Raw genomic sequence first — 2481 nt, forward strand, 5'->3', positions numbered from 1 at the left:
CGGCCCGCCCGTAGAAGGGATGGTCGTACGAGGTCAGCCGGTCCATCATCGCCAGGTCCGAGCCCAGCAGCAGGAGCAGCACCGGCTTGGCCGACAGGTGCATGTCCCAGGCGGTCTTCAGGGCGGCGTCGAAATGGGGATCGGCTTCCGCCAGCCACGGGACCTCGTCGAGCACGACGATCACGGGCTTGTCCGGCAGTGATCCGGCCAGCGCCGCCAGTGTGCGTACCCAGTCCTCGGGAGGGGTGACGTGCGCCAGGGCGTGGCCGTGATCTCCCAGACCATCGGCTTCGGCCACCACGTCGAAGAAGGCCCGCCGAGCCATCGGCGCGGGCTGGCTGCGGGTGGCCTGGAAGAAGACGTAAGGGACCCCGGAGCGGGCGCAGAGCTCCTGCACCAGCCGGGTCTTGCCCACCCGCCGTCGGCCCTTGACGACCAGGGCCTGTCCCCTGCTCGCGCTGCTCTGTGCGCGAACCTTGTCCAGCCAGCCGTCGAGAATGCGCAGCTCGAGACCGCGGCCGGTGAATCCCATGGCCACCTCCACAGGTAGGCGGGAAGCAAAGTATGAGCGCAGCAAAGTATGTGTGGTTCCTACTTTACTCAGAGGTGGCTCACATGGTGAGCGGCACTTGCTCACCATGTGGACCGCTCACGTAACCTGGCGTCATGCCGGAAGAGACCGCCACCTACACGCACGGCCACCATCCGTCCGTGCTGCGCTCGCACACCTGGCGCACCGCCGCCAACTCCGCCGGGTATCTGCTCGGCGATCTGCGGCCGCACATGCGCGTGCTCGACATCGGGTGCGGCCCCGGCACCATCACCGCCGACCTCGCCGCGCTCGTACCGGAAGGTCACGTCACAGGGGTGGACGCCGAGCCGGGCGTGCTGGACCAGGCGCGGGCCACGGCGGCCGAACGCGGCCTGGACAACGTCATGTTCGAGACCGCGGACGTGCACGCGCTCGGCTACGAGGACGACTCCTTCGACGTCGTCCACGCCCATCAGGTCCTCCAGCACGTCGGCGACCCGGTGCGCGCCCTGCGCGAGATGCGCCGCGTGTGTGCCCCGGGCGGGATCGTCGCGGCGCGGGACAGCGACTACGACGCGATGTTCTGGTATCCGCTGATCCCCGGACTGACCGAGTGGCGGGAGCTGTACCGCCGCGTGGCCCGCGGCAACGGGGGCGAGCCGGACGCCGGACGCCAACTGCACGTCTGGGCACGGCAGGCGGGGTTCACCGAGGTCAACGCCTCGTCCAGCACCTGGTGTTACGCCGGAGGGGACGAGCGGGTCTGGTGGAGCGAGCTGTGGGCGGAACGCACGCTCGCCTCCTCTTTCGCCCGGTCCGCCGTGGACGGCGGGCACGCCATCGAGGAGCAACTGCACGCGGCAGCGCAGGCGTGGCGGGAGTGGGGAGCGGACGAGGACGGCTGGTTCGCGGTGCCGCACGGAGAGATCCGATGCCGGGCCTGACTACCGCGCGGGTACCCAACTAGGCTCGTGCGCATGGACATTCTGGGGACTTCACTTCGCGTCTGCGTCGACGATCTGGATGCCGCGGTGCCGGTGTACGAACGGCTGGCGAACGCCGAGGCGGTGCGCTTCGCGCAGGGTCCGGTCGCGGTGGCGGCCGTCGGGCCTTTCTTCCTGATGAGCGGGCCCGAGGAGCATCTGGAGGTGCTGCGGAAGATCGCGGCGACGCTGGCCGTCAAGGACGTGGACGAGGCCGTCGCGGATCTGACCGCGGTGGGTGCTCAGATCCTCGCCGGGCCCAAGTCGACCCCGATCGGGCGCAATCTGGTGGCCCGCCATCCCGACGGCAGCGTCTTCGAGTACGTCGACCGTCAGGAAGCGGGCCAGTAGGTCTTCCAGGGCCTACCAGGTCTCTCCGGCCGCTCCGGCCGGCTGCGCGATCAGTCCACGGTGAGCACGAGCTTGCCGCGGGTACGTCCCGCCTGGCTCAGCCGCCATGCCTCGGCCGCCTCGGCGAGCGGCAGCGCCCGGTCGACGGTGACGTGCAGCTTCCCCTCGTCGGCGAGGTCACCGAGCGCGGTGAGACCTGCGGCGTCGGGTCGTACGAACAGGTACCTGCCGCCCTTGGCGATCACTTCGTGATCGGCGATGGACACCACCCGTTCGGGTTTCTTCAGCACCTGCTGGGAGACCTCGACCATGCCGTCCCCGATGAAGTCGAGCGCGGCGTCCACCCCGTCGGGTGCCAGCGCCCGTACCCGTTCGGCGAGGCCGTCGCCGTAGGCGACGGGTTCGGCGCCCAGGCCACGCAGGAAGTCGTGGTTGCGTTCGCTCGCGGTGCCGATGACGCGGGCACCGAGTGCGACGGCGATCTGGGTGCCCAGCGAGCCGACTCCGCCGGAAGCGGCGTGGATGAGCACGGTGTCGCCCGCGCCGACGCCGAGCCGCTGCAGCGACTGGTACGCGGTGAGTCCGGCGAGCGGCAGCCCGGCCGCCTGCTGCCAG

General features: G+C 70.3%; 4 protein-coding genes. 2 read left to right on the forward strand and 2 right to left on the reverse strand.

Annotated elements, in window-relative coordinates:
* Positions 1-532, reverse strand: a 532-nt coding sequence (locus ACRDP3_RS16390; RefSeq protein WP_431517695.1) for an AAA family ATPase, incomplete at its 3' end; no start/stop codon positions are given.
* A 134-nt stretch (positions 533-666) separates the two neighbouring features.
* On the opposite strand from ACRDP3_RS16390, the gene ACRDP3_RS16395 reads away from it, so the two are divergent.
* Positions 667-1476: a class I SAM-dependent methyltransferase gene (locus tag ACRDP3_RS16395; RefSeq protein ID WP_431517696.1), complete on the forward strand. Its 810-nt coding sequence runs from the start codon at positions 667-669 to the stop codon at positions 1474-1476.
* Between the two features lie 33 nt (positions 1477-1509).
* Positions 1510-1866 carry a VOC family protein gene (locus ACRDP3_RS16400; RefSeq protein WP_431517697.1) on the forward strand — a complete coding sequence of 119 codons (357 nt, stop codon included), beginning with the start codon at positions 1510-1512 and terminating at the stop codon, positions 1864-1866.
* Positions 1867-1916: 50 nt separating this feature from the next.
* Here the strand turns inward: ACRDP3_RS16400 and ACRDP3_RS16405 are convergent.
* Positions 1917-2481: NADP-dependent oxidoreductase (locus ACRDP3_RS16405; RefSeq protein ID WP_431517698.1), on the reverse strand; the 565-nt coding region annotated here is incomplete at its 5' end.

Origin of the sequence: Streptomyces sp., from assembly GCF_050698815.1 — a bacterium.
GTDB lineage: Bacteria > Actinomycetota > Actinomycetes > Streptomycetales > Streptomycetaceae > Streptomyces.

Coding starts and splice junctions, on each gene's coding strand:
- ACRDP3_RS16395 (WP_431517696.1), top strand. CDS start 667: ATGCCGGAAGAGACCGCCACCTACACGCACGGCCACCATCCGTCCGTG.
- ACRDP3_RS16400 (WP_431517697.1), top strand. CDS start 1,510: ATGGACATTCTGGGGACTTCACTTCGCGTCTGCGTCGACGATCTGGAT.